Genomic DNA, 19,603 nt, shown 5'->3' with positions numbered 1-19,603 from the left:
CCCAAGGCGTTGAATGCCAGAGAGAGAACTGAATCGATCGCAAAGGACGCGAACATGGCTGACAACCCGAAACGCTCGATCAAGAGCCGAGCCGCCATCGCGGGGCACCCCCTGCACCCGGTCATGATCCACTTCCCCATCGCCTGCCTGATGCTGGTCGTAGCCAGCGATGGCGCTTTCCTCTATACGGCAGACCTGTTCTGGGCTCGTGTCAGCCTGTGGCTGGCCGGAGTCGGGGCGCTGGGTGGCTGGATCGCCAGCATTGCCGGCCTGATCGACCTGGTCACGGTGAGGCGTATACGCCAGATGGTCCTCGGCTGGTGCCACGCCATCCTGGCGGTAATGATGCTGTCGCTGGCGTCGCTCAACTGGCTGTGGCGCTTCAAGGACCCAGTCGACCTGCTGCCCTGGGCCGTGGCGCTGACATTGCTGACGGCAGCGCTGATCGCCCTGGCCGGCATCCTCGGCGGCATGCTCGTCTACGACGAAGCGGTGGGCGTCGAAATCGACGATAAATGATGCAGATCGTGCATGGCGGGTCGAATGGCGCATCGTGACACTCCTTGTCATGCCTCAATCGAATGGCTTGCCGAGAACAAGCACCAGCACGGCAAGCATCAGTGATGCCGCCACGACTGCCACCAGCGCACTTGCCGGGACCAGTCCTCGCAGGCGCTCCTGCTCAAGGCGCACGATCAACCCACCGCACAAGACGTGACAGAAAACCATGCCCGTCACCGCGGCGAGCTTGAGCACCAGCCAGCCTCCGGTGAGCTGCCCGACAATGAACAGCAGCGTTCCGCTCATGATCGCCAGAAGGGCGAATGGCGTTGCGACATGAGTAAAGAGGAAACGCAGAATAACCGGCGCGGAAACATGGAAGGACGAGGCCCCTCGAGGCTTGACGCTGCCAAGCAGCAGTGCCGGCAGGTAAAGCAGTGCGCCACACCAGCAGAGCAGAGTGGCGATATGCAGGATCTTTATCCACGGCATGACAGCATCCTTGCAGTTGCATTGCCCACTTCACCCTACCTACGGCAGGAAGAAGAATCCACCATCGCCGAGTGCTCTATCGATAACAGCGAGTCCTTGAGTGCCTGTCCACCGCTGTAGCTGCCAAGCCCGTCGGCTGCCACGACCCGGTGGCAAGGAATGAGCAGCGGGACGGGATTGGCAAGCGCCGCCGCCGACACCGCCCGCGCCGCACCCTCATGCCTCAACCGGTGCGCCAGTTCGCCATAGGTGCGGCTTTCGCCATAGGGAATGCGCAGCAGCGCCGACCAGACGTCCCGCTGAAAATCGCTGCCCCCCGGCGCCAGGGGGAGACTGAAGCTGCGCCGACGGCCGGCCAGATACCCCTCGACCTGCCTGCGGGCCTCTTCCAGCGCCGTGTCATCCCGTCGCGCCGCCTCCGGATCGGGTTCATCTTCGCCCCCCAGAACCAGGCGGCTGACCGCGTGCTGCTCGTCGGCTTCCATCAGAATATCGCCCATGGGCGAGGAGAATCGGGTAAAGATCGGCATGGCATTCCCTCGGTCGGTCATGAAAGGCGTGCAGACTGTATGATCATAGCGAACTCGGCGGACTCGATCCTGTCGGAACTCTAAGTTGACGACCACTTGGTCCACCCCTTAGTGAGGTGGCAAGATGCTCGGCAGACAGTCATATCATTGCCAGATCCGCAACATCCGGACCATGACGAAAAGGAGACCCCATGCCCCATCAAAGCCGTCGTGACTTCATGCGCAACAGCCTGCTCGGCGTCGCCGCCCTGCCGCTGGGCGCTGGGATCCTGTCGAAACAGGCCTTTGCCCAGACACTTCCCCGCCTGGACCCCAACAACGAACAGGCCCAGGCGCTGAATTACGTTGAAGTAGCAGAAGAGGCCAGCGACCACCCAGCCTACGAGGCGGACGAATACTGCGACAACTGCATGTTCTATGAACCGGCTACCGAAGGCTGTCAGCTGTTTCCGCAGAACAGTGTCGAGCCCCGGGGCTGGTGCCAATCCTGGGCGCCGATGGGCTGAGCCGCCGTCACTTCGTCTCCTCGTCCGGAAGCGGCCATTGAATGCGGCGCCCCAAGGAGTCGTCATCCATGATGGACTCCATTCGCACGGGAAATCCCCATAGTTGATGCAGATGGCGTAGTACCGGGTAGACGCTGCGCCCCAGCGGGCGGCGGCTATCCTGCACATGATGAAGTGTCAACGAGCGATCGCCGCGAATATCCGCAGCATAGACCTGTATGTTTGGCTCGCGAACCGAGAGCGCATACTGAGTGGCCAGGGCGTCCCTCACGCGCCGATAGCCACGCTCATCGTGTATCGCCGCCACTTCCAGCATCTCGTCCTGGTCGTCATCGATGATGGTGAAGAGTTTGAGGTCGCGAATGACCTTGGGTGATAAGAACTGCTGGATGAAGGATTCGTCCTTGAAGTTGCGCATGGCGAAATGCACGGTATCCAGCCAATTCGCACCCGCTGTATCGGGAAACCACTCGCGATCCTCGTCGGTGGGTGCCTCGCACATGCGCTTGATGTCACTGAACATGGCGAATCCCAGTGCATAGGGGTTGATGCCACTGTAGAACGGACTGTCGAATGCCGGCTGGTTGACCACCGCCGTATGCGACTGCAGGAACTCCAGTATCAAGCCTTCATCCACCAAGCCATCGTCGTAAAGGCGATTCATCAATGTGTAGTGCCAGAATGATGCCCAGCCTTCGTTCATTACCTGGGTCTGGCGCTGGGGATAGAAGTACTGGGCCAGCTTGCGCACGATGCGCACGATTTCGCGCTGCCAGGGAGCCAGCAGCGGCGCATTCTTCTCGATGAAGTAGAGCAGGTTCTCCTGGGGTTCCGGTGGGTAACGGCCCCCTCCCCGCAGGCCCAGCGGATCCTCGCCGTCGAGCAGCAAGCCAGGCAGGGCCTCCCCGGCTGGGCGCTCTGGAATGGTACGCCAGAGCGTGTTGACCTGGGCCTGCAGATACTCCTCGCGTTCGGTCTGGCGGCGGGCCTCCTCTTCGGCGGAGATCGGCGAGGGGCGCTTGTAGCGATCAACGCCATAGTTCTGCAGCGCATGGCAGGCGTCCAGAAGTTGCTCCACTGCGGTGACACCGTGACGCTGCTCGCACTCGGCCACGTACTTGCGGGCAAACACCAGATAGTCGACGATCGAGCTGGCATCGGTCCAGGTCCGGAACAGGTAGTTACCCTTGAAGAAGGAGTTGTGGCCGTAGCAGGCGTGGGCCATGACCAGCACCTGCATCATCAGGGTGTTCTCCTCCATCAGATAGGCGATGCAAGGGTCGGAGTTAATCACCAGTTCATAGGCCAGCCCCATCTGACCGCGCCGATAGGCCTGCTCCACCGCCAGGAACTGCTTGCCGAACGACCAGTGATGATAGCCCACCGGCATACCCACGCTGGCATAGGCATCCATCATCTGTTCCGTGGTGATGATCTCGATCTGATTGGGGTAGGTGTCCAGCCGATATTCATCGGCCAGACGCGCCAGCTCCCGCTCATAGGCTTCCAACACCTCGAAGTTCCAATCGGAGCCGGTAGCAATGGGCTTGCGTCGGGTCATGGTGCCTCCTGTCCGCATCAGTGGGCGGCGCGGCGCTTGAACAACTCGCGGAAAACCGGGTAGATATCGCCGGCCTCGACGATCTGGCGCATGGCAAAGCGATCGGGGAACGCGTCGGCCACCGCTTCGTACTCCTCCCACAGAGCCTGGTGGGCATGGGGCGTGATTTCCACATAGGTGTAATATTGCAGCCGCGGCATGAGGGACTTCACCAGCTGCTCCCGACAGTTGACGGAGTCGTCGTCCCAGTTGTCACCATCCGAAGCCTGGGCAACATAGAGATTCCACTGGCCCGGCGGATAGCGGTCGGTAATGATCTCGTCGACCAGCGTCAGGGCGCTCGACACGATGGTGCCGCCGGTTTCTCGCGAATAAAAGAACTCCTCCTCGTCGACCTCCTTGGCGGCGGTGTGGTGACGCACGAAGACCAGCTCGACCTTCTCGTAGTTGCGCTCCAGGAACAGATACAGCAGCAGGAAGAAGCGTTTGGCGATGTCTTTGTGGGCCTGCGTCATGGAGCCCGAGACATCCATGACGCAGAACATCACCGCCTTGCTCGAAGGTTGGGGCTGATTGACCAGGTTGTTGTAGCGCAGGTCGTAGGTGTCGATGAACGGCACCGACTCCAGACGCTTCTCCAGGCGCTTGATCTCGGCGCGAAGCTCAGCGATGCGCGCCGGGTTGCGCAGCACCGGATCCTTGGCCTCCTCCATGTCAAGCGCTTCGCGTGCCTCACGCAGCGCCCGTCGGATAGGCGCACGCATGGCAATCCGCCGGGCATAAGCCTCGCGCATGGAACGCACGATATTCATTCGTGCCGGCACGCCATCTCGGGATACACCTGCACGCACCGGTCGCACTTCATCAAGGTCTACCAGCGCCTTGCGCTCCAGATGCGGCAACTCCAAGCCATCGAAGACGAAGTCCAGGAACTCCTCTCGGCTCAGGGTAAAGGCGAATTCATCCATGCCCTCACCCTGGTTGGAGGCGCCCCCTTCGCCGGCCCCGCTGCCGCCACCGCCGCCACCGGGACGACGTAAGCGGTCGCCTTCGACGAACTCCTTGTTGCCGGGGCTGACGATCGTTCGCTTGCCGCCCGGCCCGTGCTGGAAAACCGGCTCGGAAATGTCACGAGCGGGAATTGACACCTTTTCGCCGCGCTCCATATCGGTGATCGAGCGGCGATTGACCGCCTCTTCCACCGAACGCTTGATATGCGTCCGGTAGCGGTCGAGAAAACGTTGCCGATTGACCGCACTCTTGTGCTTGGCATTGGCGCGTCGATCAATGAAATAGGTCATGGTGACCTCCCAGGCCAGCGCCGGTTACTGCGATTTACGCACGCGCAGATACCACTCTGAAAGCAGCCTCACCTGCTTCTCGGTATAACCGCGATCCTTCATGCGTTCGACGAAGTCCTCATGTTTCTTCTGATCTGCCGTGGACGCCTTGGCATTGAAGGAGATCACAGGCAACAGCTCCTCGGTGTTGGCGAACATCTTGTGCTCGATGACACCTCTGAGTTTCTCGTAGGACTGCCAGCTGGGATTCATACCGTTGTTCTGGGCCCGCGCGCGCAGCACGAAGTTGACCACCTCGTGGCGAAAGTCCTTGGGGTTGGAGATACCCGCCGGCTTCTCGATCTTCTCGAGCTCCTCGTTGAGTGACTGCCGATTGAAGAGCTCTCCGGTCTCCGGGTCGCGATACTCCTGGTCCTGAATCCAGAAGTCGGCGTAGGTCACGTAGCGGTCGAAGATGTTCTGACCATACTCGGAGTAGGACTCCAGGTAGGCGGTCTGGATCTCCTTGCCGATGAAATCCACGTAGCGCGGCGCCAGGAACTCCTTGATGAACCTCAGATAGCGCTCGAAGGTCTCCTTGGGCAACTGCTCCTGCTCGAGGCGCTGTTCGAGCACGTACAGCAGGTGCACAGGGTTGGCGGCGATCTCATGGTTGTCGAAGTTGAATACCTTGGAGAGGATCTTGAAAGCAAAGCGCGTGGAAAGCCCATCCATGCCTTCGTCGACACCCGCCGAATCGCGGTACTCCTGGATCGACTTGGCCTTGGGGTCTGTGTCCTTGAGGTTCTCACCGTCGTAGACCCGCATCTTGGAATAGACGCTGGAATTCTCCGGCTCCTTGAGCCGCGAAAGCACCGAGAACTGCGCCAGCATGCGCAGGGTATCCGGTGCACAGGGCGCCTGGTCGAGCGACGAATGCTCGAGTAGCTTCTTGTAGATATTGATCTCTTCGGTAACGCGAAGACAGTAGGGAACCTTGACGATGTAGACCCGGTCGAGGAAGGCCTCGTTATTGCGGTTGTTGCGGAAGGCCGTCCACTCGCTTTCGTTGGAGTGGGCCAGCACGACACCTTCAAAGGGAATTGCCCCCATGCCCTCGGTGGGGTTGTAGTTGCCTTCCTGGGTGGCGGTCAGCAGCGGGTGCAGCACCTTGATCGGTGCCTTGAACATCTCGATGAACTCCATCAGCCCCTGGTTGGCCTTGCACAGGCCACCGGAAAAGCTGTACGCATCCGGGTCGTCCTGGGAGTAGAGCTCAAGCTGACGAATATCCACCTTACCCACCAGCGAGGAGATGTCCTGGTTGTTCTCGTCGCCGGGTTCGGTCTTGGAGATGGCGATCTGGTTGAGCCGCGATGGGTAGAGCCTGACCACCTTGAATTCGGAGATGTCGCCGCCATACTCCCGGAGCCGCTTGGAGGCCCAGGGCGACATCACGCTCTTCACATAGCGCCGGGGAATGCCGTACTCCTTCTCAAGCAGCTCGCCGTCCTCCTCGGGCGAAAACAACCCCAGGGGCGACTCGAACACCGGCGAGCCCTTGATGGCATAGAAGGGGATGTGTTCCATCAGCAGCTTGAGGCGCTCGGCAAGCGATGATTTACCGCCCCCCACTGGCCCCAGCAGATAGAGAATCTGCTTGCGCTCCTCGAGCCCCTGCGCCGCATGGCGGAAGTAGGCAACGATCTGCTCGATCGCCTCTTCCATGCCGTAGAATTCGGCAAAGGCAGGATAGCGGCGAATCACCTTGTTGGAGAATATCCTCGAGAGCCTTGAATCCTTGGCGGTGTCGATCACCTCGGGTTCGCCGATTGCCTGCAACATGCGCTCAGCAGCACTGGCATAACCCATGGGGTCTTCGCGACACAGCTCAAGGTATTCCTGCAGGGACATCTCTTCCTGCTGGACGCGAGAGAAGCGGTTCTGCACATGATCGAAGATACTCATCGAAGCCTCCTGTTTGCCCACCCCGCCGGCCATCGACACAGCCGATGACCTCATCGGGTTAACCATCAGCCTAGTCAGCTTCCGACAGGGCGGCCGGGGAACTGTCAACGCAGTGAATGACTACCCATGAGAACGCAGGGGCCGCAGAGGGTTCGATACGGAAATATATGCTGATTTAACGATGCATGGACGCAATGCTCTCAAGTCACATAGTGTCTGGCCAGAGTGCCCTCTGGTTGAGACAACAGAAAGTCTTGAACCTTCCATTCAACGCAAGTGTGGCCGGCCCCGAGGGGCACTGTCGTTTACAGACTGGCCGAGACCCGAGTGCCCTGCTCGATGGCGCGCTTGGCGTCCAGCTCAGCCGCCTCGTCGGCACCGCCGATCATGTGGACCTCGACGCCAGACGCCTGCAGCGGTTCGAGCATTTCGCGCACCGGGTTCTGCCCGGCGCAGACGACGACACTGTCCACCTCGAGCAGCCTGGGCTCGCCATCCTGGCGGATGTGGAGTCCATCATCATCGATGCCCATGTATTCGCAGCCTGACAGGGATTCGACACCCCGATGCTTCAGCGAGGCACGGTGGACCCAGCCAGTGGTCTTGCCTAGCCCCTTGCCCGGTTTGGAGGACTTGCGCTGCAGCAGAAAGACCTGCCGCGGTGAATCCGGTCGCTGAGGCGGGACGATGCCGCCCCGTTCGGAGACATTGAGATCCACCCCCCATTCGGCGCACCAGGCCTCTCGATCCATGGCGGGATGTCCCACGTGGGTGAGCAGCTCAGCCACATCGAAGCCGATCCCCCCAGCGCCGATGATCGCCACCCGACGCCCCACGCGCTCGGGATGATGAATGGCCATGGGGTAACTCAGCACCTTGGGGTGGTCATGACCCGGCAGCGTCAGCTGGCGAGGCTGGACACCGCTGGCCAGGACCACGGCATCGAAGCCCTTCAGCGCCTGGATATCAGCCTCACAGTTGAGCCGCACCGAGACACCGTGCTTGTCGAGCATGACCTTGAAGTAGCGCAGGGTCTCGTCGAACTCCTCCTTGCCGGGGATCTTGCGAGCCAGATTGAACTGTCCGCCCAGTTCGCCGGTCCGCTCGAACAGCACCACGCGATGCCCCCGCCTTGCCGCGGTGACAGCGGCCGACAGGCCCGCCGGCCCGCCACCTACCACGGCGATGTCGCGCGCTGTCTTTGCCGGAAGGATCTCCAGCTCGGTTTCGTGGCAGGCCTGGGGGTTGACCAGACAGGAGGTCAGCTTGCCCTGGAAGGTGTGATCGAGGCACGCCTGGTTGCAGGCGATACAGGTATTGATCTCCTCGCTACGCCCTTCCGCCGCCTTGGTGATCCAGGCCGGGTCGGCGAGGAAGGGCCGCGCCATGGAAACCATGTCCGCGTGGCCATCCGCCAGCACCCGTTCGGCCACCTCGGGCATATTGATGCGATTGGTGGTGATCAGCGGCACGTTGAGCTCAGCCTTCATGCGGCGTGTCACTTCGGTGAAGGCCGCCCGCGGCACGCTAGTGACGATGGTCGGCACACGCGCCTCGTGCCAGCCGATACCGGTATTGATCAGATTGACACCAGCGGTCTCGAGGGCACGCCCCAGGGTGACGACTTCTTCCCAGGTGCTGCCCTCCTCCACCAGGTCGATCATCGACAAGCGGAAGATGATGAGAAAGTCCTCGCCCACCGCCTCGCGGATCCCCTTGACGATATCGACGGCAAAGCGCATGCGATTCTCGAACGCACCGCCCCACTCGTCGCTGCGCTGGTTGGTACGCAGGCAGAGAAACTGGTTGATCAGGTAGCCTTCTGACCCCATCACCTCGACGCCGTCGTACCCGGCTTCACGGGCTAGGTTGGCGCAGCGCACGTAGTCGGCGATCTGTCTCTCGACTTCGTCACCGGTGAGTTCCCGGGGGGCAAACGGGTTGATGGGTGCCTGGATCGGTGACGGCGCCACCAACTCCGGTGAGTAGGCGTAACGGCCGGCATGCAGGATCTGCATGCAGATATGACCGCCCTCGGCATGAACCGCCTCGACCACGCCACGATGGTTCGCCACCTGTTCGTTACGCTCCAGCGTGGCGGCACCCTGGAACACAGCACCTTCGGGGTTGGGAGCGATACCGCCCGTGACGATCAGCCCAACTCCTTCACGGGCCCGTTCGGCATAGAAGGCCGCCAAACGGACAAAGCCGTTGGGCGCCTCCTCAAGGTTGGTGTGCATGGAGCCCATCAGCACCCGGTTGGGCAACGTCAAGTGGCCCACGTCGAGCGGACGAAAGAGATGAGGGTAGCGCACGCCGAACTCCTCCTACGGATCAAGGTTTCAAACAACTGTATGATAGCCGGTCAAGATGCGCAAAGAGAATGATGCACCATGTGGCGAAAGCCGCATAGACCAACGGGAGAGGGAAAGAGAAAGGGGAGGGAAACCAAGCACATACGAAAGACCCCAAGCCATTCGGCTCAGGGTCTGGAATATCGTGTTGGCGGACCGGACGGGACTCGAACCCGCGACCTCCGGCGTGACAGGCCGGCATTCTAACCAACTGAACTACCGGTCCGTGTGGTGGGTGATACCGGATTCGAACCAGTGACCCCCAGCATGTGAGGCTGGTGCTCTAACCAACTGAGCTAATCACCCACGGATACCGCATTTCTTCTACTCAATACAGCTTCACAGCTTCTACTCAATACAGCGCGCCAGTCATCGTGGCGGACCGGACGGGACTCGAACCCGCGACCTCCGGCGTGACAGGCCGGCATTCTAACCAACTGAACTACCGGTCCACAAGACGACATGACATCAGAAACAGTTGGCGGACCGGACGGGACTCGAACCCGCGACCTCCGGCGTGACAGGCCGGCATTCTAACCAACTGAACTACCGGTCCGCTGCGTGCTTCCTACATGATCGGTATCGCTCTGGCGAGCAATGGTGGGTGGTACAGGGTTCGAACCTGTGACCCCCAGCTTGTAAGGCTGGTGCTCTCCCAACTGAGCTAACCACCCCCGGTCACGTGGCGCTGAATTCTACAGGGATCCGTTTGGTTGTCAATGACTTTGAGGGTGCCGCAGCATGAAGGCGGCAATCGCACCTGCCGCTTGCGCGATCAGCCCCTCCTGGGTGAGCCCAGAGGCACGACGCGGCTTCCAATCGTGATCGCCATCTTCCAGCAGATGCACCGCGACGTTATCGCCCAGCCGATAGCCTTCGATCTCCTCGGCGTTACCGAAAGGGTCGCGACTGCCCTGCAGCACCAGGGTAGGACAGGCGAGCAGCGGCCAGTGAGACAACCGCAGGCTTTCCGGCTTGCCCGGCGGATGGAAGGGGTAGCCGCAAAGTATCAGGCCGGCGGCCTGATCACGGGCCGCCAGCAGACTCGCCGCTCGTCCACCCATCGACTTTCCACCCAGCCAGAAACCACCCAGCTCAGGGTGTGTCAGAATGTCGCACCAGGCGCTCAATTCTTCTACCAGCCGATCGATACGTGGGGGCGGAAAACGCTTGGCCTCTTTCTGCATACGCTGCATGTAGGCGAACTCGACAGCCAAGGTCTGCACCCCATGCTCCGCCAGGCCGGCACGCAGCTGGCTCATGAATGGCGACCCCTGCCCAGCCCCCGCCCCATGGGCGATCAGCAGCCGACCGGCACTCCCGTCGCCTTCGACTTCCAGCGGCCCCAGCCCTTCGACACGCCATCGGCCCACTTCCCCTGCGAGAAGGCGCTCACGAAGGCGTACCGAAGAAATTGCTACCCGATCAAGTCGTGCAAAGTACGACACCGGTCAAGCTCCTGTGTGAGTTTCGCCCTTGGGCGTGTTTCAGTCTGCGATGCTGCTGCGATAGAATCCATGCTGTTTTCTGACCTGCTTCACCCAACCGTGAGCGTCGGCCGCAGTATCCGTCACAGCCGGCTCTCGATACGCGTTCGATGGGAACCTGACATGAGCACAGCACTAGAGCACCCGACCTACAATTACAAGGTAGTTCGGCAGTTCGCGATCATGACGGTCGTGTGGGGCATCGTGGGCATGCTCCTCGGTGTCATCCTTGCCGCACAGCTGGTTTGGCCGCAACTCAATCTCGACCTGCCTTGGACCAGCTTCGGCCGCCTGCGGCCGCTACACACCAATGCCGTGGTCTTCGCCTTCGGTGGCTCGGCCCTGATGGCGACCTCCTACTATGTCGTCCAGCGTACCTGTCAGGCACGCTTATTCTCTGACAAGCTCGCGGCGTTCACGTTCTGGGGCTGGCAGGCGGTGATCGTGTCGGCGGTGATTACCCTGCCGTTGGGCTACACCACCACCAAGGAATACGCCGAGCTGGAGTGGCCGATCAACATCCTGATCGCCGTGGTCTGGGTCAGCTATGCCATCGTCTTCCTGATGACCATCAAGCAGCGCAAGACCTCCCACATCTACGTGGCCAACTGGTTCTTCGCCGCCTTCATCCTGACCGTGGCCGTGCTGCATATCGTCAACAATGCAGCGATCCCGGTCACCGCAATGTACTCGATCTCCATCTATTCCGGCACCATCGACGCCATGGTTCAGTGGTGGTACGGGCACAACGCGGTCGGTTTCTTCCTCACCGCCGGCTTCCTGGGCATGATGTACTACTTCGTGCCCAAGCAGGCCGAACGCCCGATCTATTCCTATCGGCTGTCCATCGTCCACTTCTGGGCGCTGATCATGATCTACATGTGGGCCGGCCCGCACCACCTGCATTACACCGCCCTGCCCGACTGGGCCCAGTCGCTGGGCATGGTCATGTCGATCATCCTGCTGGCGCCCTCCTGGGGTGGCATGATCAACGGCATGATGACGCTCTCCGGCGCCTGGCATAAGCTGCGTACCGACCCGACCCTGCGCTTCCTGGTGGTTGCCCTGTCATTCTACGGCATGTCCACCTTCGAAGGGCCGATGATGGCGATCAAGACTGTCAACGCTCTGTCACACTACACCGACTGGACCATCGGCCACGTCCATGCCGGCGCGCTCGGCTGGGTGGCCATGATCACCATCGGCTCCATGTACCACCTGATTCCGCGCCTGTTCGGTCAGACCGAAATGTACTCCGTGGGCATGATCGCGGTGCACTTCTGGCTGGCCACCATCGGCACGGTGCTCTACATCGCCTCCATGTGGGTCAATGGCATCCTGCAAGGCCTGATGTGGCGCGCGATCAATCCCGACGGCACCCTGATGTACACCTTCATGGAGTCCGTCGAGGCCAGCGGCCCAGGCTATATCGTACGCCTGATCGGCGGCCTGTTCTGGATCATCGGCATGCTGATCATGGCTTATAACGTCTTCAAGACAATCCAGCGCAGCGAAGCCGTGCAACATCCGATTCCGCAGACCGCCTGAGCAACCGGGGATACCGACACCAATGAAACACGAGATTGTCGAAAAGAACGTAGGCCTGCTCGCCGTGTTGATCCTGGTGGTGATCAGCTTCGGCGGCCTGGCCGAGATCGTGCCGCTGTTCTTCCAGAAACAGACCACAGAGCCGGTCGAAGGCCTGCGCCCGCTCTCCGCCCTGGAGCTGGAGGGACGGGACATCTATCGTCGTGAGGGCTGCGTCGGCTGTCACTCCCAGATGATCCGCCCCTTCCGCGCCGAGACCGAGCGCTATGGCCACTACAGTGTGGCCGGCGAGTTCATCTACGAGCACAACTTCCTGTGGGGTTCCAAGCGCACCGGCCCTGACCTGGCCCGCGTCGGCGGCCGCTACAGCGACGACTGGCACCGTGCCCACATGTACAACCCGCGTGACGTGGTCCCGGGATCGATCATGCCGGCCTATCCGTGGTTGTTCGAGCGCACCCTCGACGGCAACGATACGCCGCGCAAGATGCGGGCGCTGCGCACCCTGGGCGTGCCCTACACCGACGAAGACATCGAGAACGCCACCCGCGAGGTGCGCGGCCAGCAGGAGATCACCGCACTGGTCGCCTATCTTCAGCAGCTGGGCACCGTGCTAGAGGGCACGCGTTGACCATGGATACCGGAACCTTTCGCGGCATCATCACCTTTCTGCTGATCGTCGCCTTCCTCGGCATCACCTGGTGGGCCTACTCCCGGCGGCGCAAGCCGGACTTCGACGAGGCGGCCAACCTGCCCTTCGTCGATGACGATGAGCAGACAACACGTGACAGCAGCGCCTCGCCCCGCTCGAGCCGAGAGCAGGACAGCAACGGCGATTCCCGTACGAACCAGGGAGACAGAAACGCATGAACAATCTTTGGGATGACTCCCTTTCCGGGTTCTGGAGCGCCTGGATCATCGTCCTCACGCTGGGCTCCATTGCCTTCGCCTTCTGGATCCTCTACGCCAACCGCAAGACCGACAAGGTGCCGGACGCCGATGGCAACGTCGAAACCACCGGTCACGCCGCCGACGAGATCGAGGAGTACGACAACCCGCTGCCGCGCTGGTGGTTTCAGCTATATGTAGCGACTGTGGTGTTCTCGCTGGGCTACCTGCTGCTCTATCCGGGCCTGGGCAACTTCGCCGGCCTGCTCGGCTGGACCCAGGAAGGGCAGTGGGAAGAGGAAGTGGCCCGGGCCGAGGAGCGATTCACGCCGATCTTCGCCCAGTACCAGGAGATCCCGATCCCCGAACTCGCCCGGGACGAGGAGGCCATGCAGGTCGCCGACCGTATCTACCAGAACAACTGTGCGGTGTGTCACGGCGCCAACGCCCAGGGTGGCTACGGCTTCCCCGACCTGACCAACGACGACTGGCTCTACGGCGGTGAGCCGGAGCAGATCATGACGTCCCTGGTCAGAGGGCGTAATGGGCTGATGCCCTCGTTCCAGACCCTCGGCGCGAACAACATCGAAAACGTGACACAGTACGTGTTGTCTTTGTCGGATCTCGAGCATGAGACCGAACGTGCCGAGCAGGGGGCCTCGGTCTATGCCTCGGTCTGCGCGGCCTGCCACATGCCGGACGGCACCGGCAATCAGGCGCTGGGCGCACCGAACCTGACCAACGACATCTGGCTCTACCAGGCGCCCGGCCAGAGCGTTGCCGACTCGGTTCGTCAGACCCTGCGCAACGGCCGCAATGGTCATATGCCCGCACAGGCAGCCTACATCGGCGAGGAACGCGTCCACCTGGTTGCCGCCTACGTCTACAGCCTGCGCTTTCGCGACTGAGGATGAAATTGAGCGGCACGACAAGGGTGCGGCCTGGGGTCGCACCCTTTCGCTTGGTGACGAGGCCTCGATACAATGAACCCGTTTCGCTGCCTCCCTTCTGCGGTCATCCCTGCCCGCCACGAGTCCGCCATGAGTGAGAAGATACCCGCCCGCGACGTGACCCCGGACCCCGTGGGCCACCACCAACCGCGAGTTACCGTCCAACAGGAGATGTACGCCAGTCGGCGACACATCTATGTCCGTGAGATCAAGGGGTTTTTCCAGCGCCTGCGTCGCCTTGCCAACTGGCTACTGATGCTGGCCTTCTTCATCCTGCCCTGGGTCCAATGGGACGGCCGCCCGATGATCTGGTTCGACCTGCCGGGGCGGGAGTTTCATATCTTCGCCGCCACCTTCTACCCACAGGAGTTTATCCTACTGTCGTGGGTGCTGATCATCTGCGCTTTCGGCTTGTTCTTCATCACCGTCTTTGCGGGACGCGTGTGGTGTGGCTATACCTGTCCTCAGAGCGTCTGGACCTTTCTCTATATCTGGGTCGAGCATCGCCTGGAGGGCCCCCGTAACCGGCGCATAAAACTCGACAAGCAACCCATGAGCCTGGACAAGGCATGGCGCAAGGGGTCCAAACACCTCATCTGGCTCGTGATCGCCCTGACCACTGGAGTCACGTTCGTCGGGTTCTTCACGCCGATTCGGGAACTGGTAGTGGAGCTGGCTACCCTCCAGGCCCACGGCTGGGCGTACTTCTGGTCCGGCTTCTTTTTGGTATTCACCTATCTCAATGCCGGCTGGCTGCGCGAGCAGGTGTGCATTTACATGTGCCCCTACGCCCGCTTCCAGGGGGTGATGTTCGATGCAGATACCCTGATCGTTTCTTACGACGCTGATCGGGGAGAGCCTCGCGGCGCCCGCAAGCGAAGTCTCAGCCATGAAACGGCACGGGAGGCCGGTTACGGCGACTGCATCGACTGCGACCTTTGCGTGCAGGTCTGCCCCACCGGCATAGATATCCGCGACGGCCTACAATACGAATGCATCACCTGCGCCGCCTGCATTGATGCCTGCGACAGCGTGATGGACAAGATGAACTATCCGCGGGGGCTGATCCGCTACACCACGGAGAACGCCCTGGAAGGCAAGCCGTCGCATATCCTGCGGCCTCGACTGATGGGCTACCTGGCGGCACTACTGGTGATGATCGGCCTATTCGTCTGGGCTCTGAGCGACCGCATGCCGCTGGATTTCGAAGTCGAGCGAGAACGCGGCCAGCTCTATCAGATGACCCGCGAAGGACGCATCAGCAATGTCTTTACCCTGACCCTGCGTAACCAGGATCGCGAGGACCATGAGTTTCGCCTTGAAGTGAGCGGCTTGCCCGGGTTGGAGTTCGATACCGACACGCTGCGGGTCCCTGCCGGAGCCTCGCGCAGGTTCGCGGTACAGGTCACCGCCGACCCGGAGGTGCTGGATATGCCTAGCCACCCGATTCAGTTGCACGTGCAATCCCAACAGAACGAACGCATCGTCCTTGAACGTGAAGCCCGCTTCATCGGCGCAGCCCGGAGATGACCATGACGACCCCCACCCCCTGGTACAAGCAATTCTGGCCCTGGTTCCTGCTCGGTCTGCTGTTTACCTCTATCTTCGGCAGCTCGACCCTGGCCGTCATGGCCGTGCGAACCGCCGACGGCCTGGTACAGCAGGACTATTATGAGCACGGACGTGCCATCAACATGGTGCTGGCGAAACAACAGCGGGCCCATGAACTCGACCTGGCTGCCGATCTGCGCATCGATCCCATCACCAGCGATATCATCGTTCAGCTCGAAGGTGGAGAACGCCCCGAGCGGCTCTATCTGACGCTAATCTTCCCTACCGTGGGCGGCCGCGACCAGGATATCGTTCTGGAGCACGTGCGCGATGGACGTTATCTCGGCCAGGCACCCGACAACCTGCGCTATCGCTGGTATATGCAGCTTCACCCCAGCGAGATCGAACCAGCCTGGCGCCTGGTGGGCGAAGGCAGCTTTCCCAGCGAGGACGAATTCGACCTGACGCCTGGCATCGCGGACCGCGGCTGATGGCTTGCGTATCGACATACTCAACCGAGCGGCCATGAATCAGCACGCCGCCACGGCTGAATTCGCGACGCCAGACTGCTATCACTGCGGCAGCCAGGTTTCGGCGGGAGCGCCCTGGTCGATTACCCTCGACGACCAGGCACACCCGCTCTGCTGCCCCGGCTGCGAGGCCGTGGCGCACGCCATCGTCAACGGCGGGCTCGAGAGCTACTACCGCTTTCGTACCGAGCTGCCCGAGCGCCCGGACGATCGCCAGAAGATCAAGGCCGAGACCTGGGCCGTCTTCGACGACCCGGGGCTGCAGCGGGAATTCGTCCACCCCGAAGCCGATAGCGACCTGGTGCACGCCACCCTGGCAGTGGACGGCATCACCTGTGCAGCCTGTGCCTGGCTGATCGAGCATCGGCTCAATGCGCTGGAAGGCGTCGGCGTCAGCGCCGTCAACCTCAGCCACCACCGGGTCCGCGTGACCTGGGATCCGGCCCGACTCAATCTGTCACGCATCCTCGCCGAAATGGCCGCCATCGGCTATGGTGCCCAGCCCTACGAGCCTGACGCCGCCCAACAGCGACTACAGTTCGAGGAGCGCATGAACATCCGCCGGCTGATCGTGGCCGCGGTGGGCATGGCGCAGGTGATGATGTTCTCGATTCCCATCTATATGACCAGCCCCGGCGAGATCAGCGAGGACTTCTACGCCCTGTTTCACTGGCTCTCCTTTGCCCTGGCCACGCCGGTGGTATTCTTTTCGGCCATGCCGTTCTTCCGCAATGCCGTGCGCGATTTACGCACCCGCGTATTGGGCATGGACGTACCGGTCTCCATCGCCATTGGCGGCGCCTACCTGGCCAGCGGCTATGCGGTGATCACCGATACCGGCGAGGTCTATTTCGACTCGGTGGCCATGTTCACCTTTTTCCTGCTGTTTGGCCGCTACGTCGAGGCCCGTGCCCGGCGACGCAGCGGGCATACCGGCAATGCCATGGCCGGCGCCTTGCCGTTGTCAGCGACGCGACTCACCGCTGATGGCGACGAACGCATCCTTCCGGCCAGCGAACTCACCACCGGCGACCGGATCTTGATCAAGCCCGGACATGGCGTTCCCGCCGATGGCGTGATCGAGGAGGGCGAATCCAGCCTCGATGAATCGATGCTCACCGGGGAGTACCTGCCGGTGACCCGCCGCGTGGGCGACAGCGTCGTCGGCGGCAGCCAGAACATCGAGAGCCCATTGACGGTTAGAGTTACCCATGCCGGCAAGCAGGCGCGCGTGGCGGGCATCGTCGACCTCACCGACCGCGCCTTCGCCAGCCGACCCCGCCTGGCCCAGATGGCCGCCCGCATGTCCCACCTGTTCGTACTGCGGCTGCTGCTGGTGACTACCTGTGTCGCCATTGCCTGGTGGTTCATCGACCCCTCCCGGGTGCTGTGGGTCACCCTTTCGGTGCTGGTGGTCACCTGTCCCTGCGCCCTGGCACTGGCCACACCTACGGCACTGACCGCCGGACATGGCCAGTTGCGTCGTCGCGGCGTGCTGATCACCCGCGCCGACGCCATCGAGTCACTGTCCCAGGTCGACCGAGTGATCTTCGACAAGACTGGCACCTTGACCAGCGGCGAAATGCAATTGTTCGAGACCCGCCCGCTCGGCGACATTTCTGCGCAGCGAGCCCGTATCGTCGCCGCGGCCCTGGAGGCTCACTCCGAACACCCCATTGCCCGCGCCTTTCGCCCCTGGCGTCAGGCCACCGTCGATGCCAACCAGCGCACGAGTCGAACCGGACAGGGCGTCGAGGGCACTATCGATGGCCAGCCCTGGCGTCTGGGCCGTCCAGAGTTCGCCGCACCCGGGCAGACCCCCGCGCTCCCGGGGCCGGGCCAGTGGTTGCTGCTCGCCGAAGGCGGAGAGCCCCGCGCCTGGTTCGCACTGCATGACCGGATTCGCGAAGACGCCGCCGCTACCGTGGCAGCACTCAAGGCACGCGGGCTGTCGGTGGAACTGCTCTCCGGCGACAATGCCGGCGCCGTGGAAAGTCTCGCCCACGCCCTCGGCATCGTGTCCTGGCGGGCCGGTGCCAGCCCCGAGGACAAGCTGGCCCACATCCGTAAGTGCCAGGAGAGAGGCGAGAAAGTAGCGATGATCGGTGACGGCGTAAACGACGTGCCGGTGCTCGCCGGTGCCGACGTATCGCTTGCCATGAACGGCGCTACCGACCTGGCACGCACCAGCGCCGATGCCGTGTTGCTGAGCCCCCGACTGATGCGTATCGTCGAATCCATCGAGATCGCCAACGCCACACGACGCGTCATGCGCCAGAACATGATCTGGTCGGTATGCTACAACTTTTCTGCGCTCCCCCTCGCCGCCATCGGCATCGTGCCACCCTGGGTGGCCGCCCTGGGGATGTCGGCCAGCTCACTGGTGGTGGTGGGCAACGCCCTTCGCCTGAGCCGCTACCGCACCGCGTCGCCGCCCGACCCGGCCAACCCCGCTCGCCTGGTGAACGCATGACCATTCTCTACCTGCTCATACCGCTATCACTTGTCTTGCTCGGGCTAGCGGTCTGGGCTTTCTTCTGGGCCGTGAAAAACGATCAGTTCGAGGACCTGGAGGGCCCAGCGCATCGCATCCTGTTTGATGACGATGAGAACGACATGACGCCGGAAGCACGGAAGCAGCGCCGCAGGGCAGCCGAGCGCAGACCCCATGATTCCGACAGCGACGAGCACTCAGACCGCTGATGGATCCTACCGGGCTTGGCCTGCCACCTCTGCTGGCAGCCTTCGTCTTTGGCCTGCTCGGCGGCGCTCACTGCATCGGTATGTGTGGCGGAATCATGAGTGCCCTGACCTTCGCGGTCCCCCCCAGCATGCGTAGCCCAGCGCGACTCACCGGACTCCTGCTCGGCTACAACCTGGGACGAATTCTCAGCTACATGACGGCTGGCGCCCTGGTAGCCTCACTGGGTACCGTGATCGCCCTATCGAACACGGCTCGGGTGATCCTGCAGCTGTTTGCCGCCGTGATGCTGATCCTGATGGCGCTGTACATCGCCAACTGGTGGAAGGGCCTGCTCAGGGTGGAGGCCGTGGGCAAGCGGCTGTGGCGACACCTCGAGCCCATTGGCAAACGTCTCATGCCCGTGGTCAGGCTTCCCCAGGCGGTGGGCCTCGGTGCGGTCTGGGGCTGGCTTCCCTGCGGCCTGGTCTACTCGATGCTCGCCTGGAGCCTGGCCATCGCCGACCCGGTTCATGGCGCACTGCTGATGGCTGCCTTCGGGTTCGGCACACTGCCGGCGCTACTCGTCACCGGCTTCGCCGCGCGCCAGTTAGGCGCATTGATTCGCCATCGCGCCACTCGCACCCTGGCTGCGCTATCGATCATCGCCTTCGCCCTGTGGCAACTCATATCGCTACTTGCCCCCGACATGTTGCACTGAAACGAGCAACTCCACAGTTCATTGTGGTTTCGCTTGACACAGCTCAAACCGCGACA

Annotated in this window: 18 protein-coding genes and 5 tRNA genes; 11 read left to right on the top strand and 12 right to left on the bottom strand. The window is 62.0% G+C overall.

From position 1 onward, the window contains the following. The first annotated feature begins 54 nt into the window (after positions 1-54). On the top strand, positions 55-519 hold the full coding sequence (locus DU490_RS07150; protein WP_114573634.1) for a DUF2231 domain-containing protein: 465 nt from the start codon (positions 55-57) through the stop codon (positions 517-519). A gap of 54 nt (positions 520-573) precedes the next feature. Here DU490_RS07150 and DU490_RS07145 read toward each other — a convergent pair whose 3' ends face one another. Continuing rightward, entirely contained in the window at positions 574-993 is a 420-nt protein-coding gene (locus DU490_RS07145; protein WP_114573633.1) for a CopD family protein, read from the bottom strand. Positions 994-1,028: 35 nt separating this feature from the next. Next, a complete protein-coding gene (locus DU490_RS07140) occupies positions 1,029-1,523 on the bottom strand; it encodes a methylated-DNA--[protein]-cysteine S-methyltransferase (RefSeq protein WP_181869992.1) in 495 nt (164 codons plus the stop codon). A gap of 191 nt (positions 1,524-1,714) precedes the next feature. Between DU490_RS07140 and DU490_RS07135 the strand changes: the two genes are divergently transcribed. Beyond that, entirely contained in the window at positions 1,715-2,029 is a 315-nt protein-coding gene (locus DU490_RS07135; RefSeq protein WP_114573631.1) for a high-potential iron-sulfur protein, read from the top strand. A gap of 7 nt (positions 2,030-2,036) precedes the next feature. On the opposite strand, the gene DU490_RS07130 is transcribed toward DU490_RS07135, so the two are convergent. The 10 genes from DU490_RS07130 to DU490_RS07085 all read right to left on the bottom strand — a co-directional run bounded on the left by DU490_RS07130 (position 2,037) and on the right by DU490_RS07085 (position 10,640). Continuing rightward, positions 2,037-3,590, bottom strand: a complete 1,554-nt coding sequence (locus tag DU490_RS07130; RefSeq protein WP_114573630.1) for a SpoVR family protein — start codon at positions 3,588-3,590, stop codon at positions 2,037-2,039. A 17-nt stretch (positions 3,591-3,607) separates the two neighbouring features. Continuing rightward, positions 3,608-4,891 carry a YeaH/YhbH family protein gene (locus DU490_RS07125; protein ID WP_114573629.1) on the bottom strand — a complete coding sequence of 428 codons (1,284 nt, stop codon included), beginning with the start codon at positions 4,889-4,891 and terminating at the stop codon, positions 3,608-3,610. 24 nt (positions 4,892-4,915) lie between these two features. Next, positions 4,916-6,838, bottom strand: a complete 1,923-nt coding sequence (locus DU490_RS07120) for a PrkA family serine protein kinase (RefSeq protein ID WP_114573628.1) — start codon at positions 6,836-6,838, stop codon at positions 4,916-4,918. 305 nt (positions 6,839-7,143) lie between these two features. Beyond that, entirely contained in the window at positions 7,144-9,153 is a 2,010-nt protein-coding gene (locus DU490_RS07115) for an NADPH-dependent 2,4-dienoyl-CoA reductase (protein ID WP_114573627.1), read from the bottom strand. A 188-nt stretch (positions 9,154-9,341) separates the two neighbouring features. Further along, a tRNA-Asp gene (locus DU490_RS07110) sits at positions 9,342-9,418 on the bottom strand. Between the two features lie 3 nt (positions 9,419-9,421). Beyond that, positions 9,422-9,498, bottom strand: a tRNA-Val gene (locus DU490_RS07105). A 69-nt stretch (positions 9,499-9,567) separates the two neighbouring features. Continuing rightward, positions 9,568-9,644, bottom strand: a tRNA-Asp gene (locus DU490_RS07100). 27 nt (positions 9,645-9,671) lie between these two features. Beyond that, a tRNA-Asp gene (locus DU490_RS07095) sits at positions 9,672-9,748 on the bottom strand. Positions 9,749-9,790: 42 nt separating this feature from the next. After that, positions 9,791-9,866: transfer RNA gene (locus DU490_RS07090), tRNA-Val, on the bottom strand. A gap of 42 nt (positions 9,867-9,908) precedes the next feature. Beyond that, entirely contained in the window at positions 9,909-10,640 is a 732-nt protein-coding gene (locus DU490_RS07085; protein ID WP_309485733.1) for an alpha/beta family hydrolase, read from the bottom strand. Positions 10,641-10,802: 162 nt separating this feature from the next. Here DU490_RS07085 and ccoN point away from each other — a divergent pair, with 162 nt between their 5' ends. The 9 genes from ccoN (at position 10,803) to DU490_RS07040 (ending at position 19,547) form a co-directional block, all read left to right on the top strand. Next, the gene (gene ccoN, locus DU490_RS07080) at positions 10,803-12,227 is read left to right on the top strand and encodes a cytochrome-c oxidase, cbb3-type subunit I (protein WP_114573626.1); all 1,425 of its coding nucleotides are present in this window, start codon (positions 10,803-10,805) and stop codon (positions 12,225-12,227) included. A gap of 22 nt (positions 12,228-12,249) precedes the next feature. Further along, complete coding sequence (gene ccoO, locus DU490_RS07075; RefSeq protein WP_066445025.1) at positions 12,250-12,858, top strand: cytochrome-c oxidase, cbb3-type subunit II; 609 nt, start codon at positions 12,250-12,252, stop codon at positions 12,856-12,858. Positions 12,859-12,860: 2 nt separating this feature from the next. Beyond that, positions 12,861-13,097, top strand: coding sequence for a cbb3-type cytochrome c oxidase subunit 3 (locus DU490_RS07070; protein ID WP_114573625.1), 237 nt, complete (start codon positions 12,861-12,863; stop codon positions 13,095-13,097). Continuing rightward, on the top strand, positions 13,094-14,023 hold the full coding sequence (ccoP, locus tag DU490_RS07065) for a cytochrome-c oxidase, cbb3-type subunit III (protein WP_114573624.1): 930 nt from the start codon (positions 13,094-13,096) through the stop codon (positions 14,021-14,023). Before DU490_RS07070 ends, ccoP begins: the two co-directional genes overlap by 4 nt. 132 nt (positions 14,024-14,155) lie before the next feature. Further along, the gene (gene ccoG / locus DU490_RS07060; RefSeq protein WP_114573623.1) at positions 14,156-15,595 is read left to right on the top strand and encodes a cytochrome c oxidase accessory protein CcoG; all 1,440 of its coding nucleotides are present in this window, start codon (positions 14,156-14,158) and stop codon (positions 15,593-15,595) included. Further along, entirely contained in the window at positions 15,592-16,107 is a 516-nt protein-coding gene (locus DU490_RS07055) for a FixH family protein (RefSeq protein ID WP_114573622.1), read from the top strand. The genes ccoG and DU490_RS07055 overlap by 4 nt, the downstream gene beginning before the upstream one ends. Positions 16,108-16,141: 34 nt before the next feature. Then, a complete protein-coding gene (locus DU490_RS07050; protein ID WP_114573621.1) occupies positions 16,142-18,619 on the top strand; it encodes a heavy metal translocating P-type ATPase in 2,478 nt (825 codons plus the stop codon). Beyond that, the gene (ccoS, locus tag DU490_RS07045; RefSeq protein WP_114573620.1) at positions 18,616-18,849 is read left to right on the top strand and encodes a cbb3-type cytochrome oxidase assembly protein CcoS; all 234 of its coding nucleotides are present in this window, start codon (positions 18,616-18,618) and stop codon (positions 18,847-18,849) included. Before DU490_RS07050 ends, ccoS begins: the two co-directional genes overlap by 4 nt. After that, positions 18,849-19,547 (top strand): sulfite exporter TauE/SafE family protein, encoded by a 699-nt coding sequence (locus tag DU490_RS07040; RefSeq protein ID WP_114573619.1) that lies wholly within the window; start codon positions 18,849-18,851, stop codon positions 19,545-19,547. Before ccoS ends, DU490_RS07040 begins: the two co-directional genes overlap by 1 nt. Positions 19,548-19,603 lie beyond the last annotated feature (56 nt).

The organism is Halomonas sp. DQ26W, assembly GCF_003339685.1.
Lineage (GTDB): Bacteria > Pseudomonadota > Gammaproteobacteria > Pseudomonadales > Halomonadaceae > Halomonas.
The sequence above is the reverse complement of the archived record's forward strand: the minus strand, read 5'-3'. Positions and strand labels throughout refer to the sequence as shown.

What these genes read in the sequence shown, in the direction of transcription:
- DU490_RS07150 (WP_114573634.1), top strand. Translation starts at nt 55, where the DNA reads ATGGCTGACAACCCGAAACGCTCGATCAAGAGCCGAGCCGCCATCGCG.
- DU490_RS07145 (WP_114573633.1), bottom strand. Translation starts at nt 993, where the DNA reads ATGCCGTGGATAAAGATCCTGCATATCGCCACTCTGCTCTGCTGGTGT.
- DU490_RS07140 (WP_181869992.1), bottom strand. Translation starts at nt 1,523, where the DNA reads ATGCCGATCTTTACCCGATTCTCCTCGCCCATGGGCGATATTCTGATG.
- DU490_RS07135 (WP_114573631.1), top strand. Translation starts at nt 1,715, where the DNA reads ATGCCCCATCAAAGCCGTCGTGACTTCATGCGCAACAGCCTGCTCGGC.
- DU490_RS07130 (WP_114573630.1), bottom strand. Translation starts at nt 3,590, where the DNA reads ATGACCCGACGCAAGCCCATTGCTACCGGCTCCGATTGGAACTTCGAG.
- DU490_RS07125 (WP_114573629.1), bottom strand. Translation starts at nt 4,891, where the DNA reads ATGACCTATTTCATTGATCGACGCGCCAATGCCAAGCACAAGAGTGCG.
- DU490_RS07120 (WP_114573628.1), bottom strand. Translation starts at nt 6,838, where the DNA reads ATGAGTATCTTCGATCATGTGCAGAACCGCTTCTCTCGCGTCCAGCAG.
- ccoN (WP_114573626.1), top strand. Translation starts at nt 10,803, where the DNA reads ATGAGCACAGCACTAGAGCACCCGACCTACAATTACAAGGTAGTTCGG.
- ccoO (WP_066445025.1), top strand. Translation starts at nt 12,250, where the DNA reads ATGAAACACGAGATTGTCGAAAAGAACGTAGGCCTGCTCGCCGTGTTG.
- DU490_RS07070 (WP_114573625.1), top strand. Translation starts at nt 12,861, where the DNA reads ATGGATACCGGAACCTTTCGCGGCATCATCACCTTTCTGCTGATCGTC.
- ccoP (WP_114573624.1), top strand. Translation starts at nt 13,094, where the DNA reads ATGAACAATCTTTGGGATGACTCCCTTTCCGGGTTCTGGAGCGCCTGG.
- ccoG (WP_114573623.1), top strand. Translation starts at nt 14,156, where the DNA reads ATGAGTGAGAAGATACCCGCCCGCGACGTGACCCCGGACCCCGTGGGC.
- DU490_RS07055 (WP_114573622.1), top strand. Translation starts at nt 15,592, where the DNA reads ATGACCATGACGACCCCCACCCCCTGGTACAAGCAATTCTGGCCCTGG.
- DU490_RS07050 (WP_114573621.1), top strand. Translation starts at nt 16,142, where the DNA reads ATGAATCAGCACGCCGCCACGGCTGAATTCGCGACGCCAGACTGCTAT.
- ccoS (WP_114573620.1), top strand. Translation starts at nt 18,616, where the DNA reads ATGACCATTCTCTACCTGCTCATACCGCTATCACTTGTCTTGCTCGGG.
- DU490_RS07040 (WP_114573619.1), top strand. Translation starts at nt 18,849, where the DNA reads ATGGATCCTACCGGGCTTGGCCTGCCACCTCTGCTGGCAGCCTTCGTC.